The 3,410-nt window shown below is 70.0% G+C and carries 3 protein-coding genes and 1 pseudogene; 1 reads left to right on the top strand and 3 read right to left on the bottom strand.

The features are described 5' to 3' along the window. Together ACOJSN_RS17585 and dapA are read right to left on the bottom strand one after the other, a co-directional pair. The coding region (locus tag ACOJSN_RS17585) for a ribonuclease J (protein ID WP_420113788.1) at positions 1-1,496 on the bottom strand (1,496 nt) is incomplete at its 3' end. Continuing rightward, positions 1,493-2,401: a 4-hydroxy-tetrahydrodipicolinate synthase gene (dapA, locus tag ACOJSN_RS17580; RefSeq protein ID WP_420113787.1), complete on the bottom strand. Its 909-nt coding sequence runs from the start codon at positions 2,399-2,401 to the stop codon at positions 1,493-1,495. The genes ACOJSN_RS17585 and dapA, both read right to left, overlap by 4 nt. Positions 2,402-2,473: 72 nt before the next feature. Between dapA and ACOJSN_RS17575 the strand changes: the two genes are divergently transcribed. Further along, complete coding sequence (locus ACOJSN_RS17575; protein WP_420113786.1) at positions 2,474-3,007, top strand: GNAT family N-acetyltransferase; 534 nt, start codon at positions 2,474-2,476, stop codon at positions 3,005-3,007. A 144-nt stretch (positions 3,008-3,151) separates the two neighbouring features. Here the strand turns inward: ACOJSN_RS17575 and ACOJSN_RS17570 are convergent. After that, positions 3,152-3,410 (bottom strand): annotated as a pseudogene (locus ACOJSN_RS17570) (LysR family transcriptional regulator); the annotation flags it as partial.

Here is a 3,410-nt window from a genome sequence, read left to right as displayed (position 1 = left end):
CCGCGCGCGTGCAGCTGCGGCCCGGCGACGAGCTTGCCGCTCTGCGAGTCGACCACGGCGAAGATCGAGATGAACCCCTCTTCGGAGAGGATGCGCCGATCCTTCAGCTCCGCCTCGGTGACGCCGCCGACCGAGGATCCGTCCACGTAGACGTACCCGCACGGCACCGCGCCGACGATCCGTGCCTTGCCGTCGACGAGGTCGACGACCACGCCGTCCTCGGCGAGCACGACCCGCTCGGCAGGCACACCGGTCTGCACCGCGAGCGCGCCGTTGGCGACCAGGTGCCGAACCTCGCCGTGCACCGGCATCACGTTGCGCGGCCTGACGATGTTGTAGCAGTACAGGAGCTCGCCGGCCGAGGCATGACCCGAGACGTGCACACGTGCGTTGCTCTGGTGGACGACCTTCGCACCGAGGCGCATCAGGCCGTTGATCACCCGAAACACCGCGTTCTCGTTTCCGGGGATGAGCGAGGACGCGAGCACCACGGTGTCACCGGGGCCCACCGAGACCTTGTGGTCGCGATTGGCGATCCGCGAGAGCACGGCCATCGGCTCGCCCTGAGAGCCGGTGCTCATGAGCACCACGCGGTCGTCGGGCAGGTCGTCGACCTTCTTCAGGTCGATCAGCACGCCCTCCGGCGGGTGCAGGTAGCCGAGGTTCTCGGCGATCGTCATGTTCTTGACCATCGACCGCCCTACGAGGGCGACGCGGCGGCCATGGGCGGCTGCGGCGTCGAGAACCTGCTGGACACGGTGCACGTGCGAGGCGAACGAGGCCACCACAAGGCGACCCGTGGCTTGCGCGAACACCCGGTCCAGCACCGGCCCGATCTCCCGCTCAGCGACGGTGAAACCGGGCACCTCAGCGTTGGTGGAGTCGACGAGGAACAGGTCCACGCCCTCCTCGCCGAGCCGGGCGAAGGCGCGGAGGTCGGTGATGCGGCCGTCAAGCGGCAGCTGGTCCATCTTGAAGTCGCCGGTGGCCAGCAGGGTGCCCGCCGGGGTGCGCACGAAGACAGCGAGCGCATCGGGAATCGAGTGGTTGACCGCGATGAACTCGCAGTCGAACGAGCCGACCTGGGTCCGCTCGCCCTCCTTGACCTCGCGCAGCACCGGGGTGATCCGGTGCTCCTTCATCTTCGACTCGATGAACGCGAGCGTGAGCTTGGAGCCCACGAGCGGGATGTCGGGCCGCATCCGCAGCAGGTACGGGACCGCGCCGATGTGGTCCTCGTGGCCGTGGGTGAGCACGATGCCGTCGACCTTGTTCAGCCGGTCGGCGATGTAGCTGAAGTCAGGAAGGATCAGGTCGACACCGGGCTGATGGTCCTCCGGGAACAGCACGCCGCAGTCGATGATCAACAGGCGGCCGTTGTGCTCGACGACCGTCATGTTGCGGCCGACCTCGCCCAAACCTCCGAGCGGGACGACGCGCAGGCCGCCCTTCGCGAGCGGGGGCGGGGCGCCGAGATCGGGGTGCGGGTGGCTCATGTGTGGTTGTCCTCGAGAAGGCCGTGCAGGACCAGCGCGGTGCGCAGGTCGGTCAGCTCGGCGTCATTGGCTTCGACCAGCGGCGAGCGCACGGTCGGGTGATCGATGTGGCCCTGCAGCGCGAGTGCCGCCTTGGCCATGACGGCGCCCTGCCCGCCGCCCATCAAGGCGTCGCAGACGGGTGCGAGGGTGGCGGAGATGTCCCGTGCGGTCTCGAGCTCGCCGTCGTCGACGGCGGCGACCATGGCCACGTAGGAGCCTGCGACGAGGTGGCCCACCACGGAGACCACGCCGGAGGCGCCGTGCACCAGCCAGGCGAGGTTGAGCGAGTCGTCGCCCGAGTAGAACTCCAGCCCAGTGCGTCGCATCCGGTCGAATCCCTGGGCGACGTCGCCTGTGGCGTCCTTGACGGCCAACACCAGCGGGTGCTCGGCGAGTCGGTCGAGGGTCTCGTCGCCGAAAGCGACGCCGGTACGACCCGGGATGTCGTAGAGCATCACCGGCAGCGGGGTGCTCTCCACGATCGACAGGGTGTGCCGGTACACCCCCTCCTGAGAGGGTCGGTTGTAGTAGGGGCTGACGACGAGCAGCCCGTGGGCGCCCGCCTTGTGGGCGGCCTCGGCGATGCGGACCGCGTGAGCGGTGTCGTTGGAACCGGCTCCGGCGATGATCATCGCTCGGTCGCCGACCTCGTCGGCGACGGCGGAGATCAACTCGTCCTTCTCCGGCGTGTGGGTGGTGGGCGACTCGCCCGTGGTGCCGTTCAGCACGAGGGCGTCGCAACCGGAGTCGACGAGGTGGGTGGCAAGCCGGCGCGCGCTGGCGATGTCGACCGAGCCGTCGCGAAGCATCGGTGTGACCATCGCCACCGACACCGAGCCGAAGCTGCGGGACGGGTGGACCATGACGCCCCACGCTACCGGTTCACGGGGTCACGCGCCGCCGGTGTTCGGTCCGCAACCTCGTAGGGTGGCCAGGTGAGTCACAGCCACGGTCCGACCGCTGACGTCAGTGTCCGCCCCGGTCTCGCCGACGATGCGCGTGCGTGGGCCGCGATCCAGGTCTCCGCGTGGCGGGACTCGTACGCCACGCTGTGGCCGGCCGGGGCACTCGACGCGCTCGACGTGCCCAGCATCGAGGCGACGTGGCGTTCGGCGCTCGTTTCCCCGCCGACGGCGAAGCACCGGTTGTTCACGGCGTGTGCCGGTCCCGTGGTGGTCGGGTTCGCGGCGTTGGCTCCGGCTCCTGAGGAAGAGGGCACCGGCGAGATCGTCGCCCTCGAGGTCACCCCTGCTCGCCGCTCCGACGGCCACGGCTCGCGACTGCTCGCCGCGTGCGCGGACGTCCTGCGGCAGACGAACGCCTCCGCCGTACGCACCTGGGTCGTCGCTGGTGACGACGCTCGCGCGGGGTTCCTCGAGAGCGCCGGCCTCGCGCCCACCGGCCTCGTCCGCACCATCGACGTCCTGGGGACCGAGATCCGCGAAGAGGCTTGGCGCGCCGCCCTCTAGCTTTCAACGCTCTTCCGGCACAGGCACCCTTTCAACGCTGTTCCGGCAGCGCGTAGCAAGGCTGCTGCTGCCGGAAGAGCGTTGAACCTTCGTCTTGCCGGAAGAGCGTTGAAACCCTCGTCTTGCCGGAAGAGCGTTGAAACCTCAGCGGGGGCGGCGGCGACGAGGACCTCCGCGGCGGCGGCCGCGAGTCGGCTTCGAGACCTGAGGACCTGCGGGCTGGCGAGGCGGCGAAGCGGGCTGAGCACGGCCGCGGGAGCTGTTGACGGTACGGCCGCGGACGATGCCGATGAGGTCCTCGGTGCGGTCGTCCTCGCGGTCGATCGCCCAGGCGAGCGCCACGGGCGCCTCGGGCCCACCGGCGACCGCGCGTGAGGTCACGTCCTTGCGGTGGTGCAGGCGG

Origin of the sequence: Pseudactinotalea sp. (assembly GCF_048594945.1) — a bacterium.
Taxonomy (GTDB): Bacteria; Actinomycetota; Actinomycetes; order Actinomycetales; family Beutenbergiaceae; genus Pseudactinotalea.
Note: the sequence above shows the minus strand (reverse complement) of the source record. Positions and strands in the feature narration are given on the sequence as shown.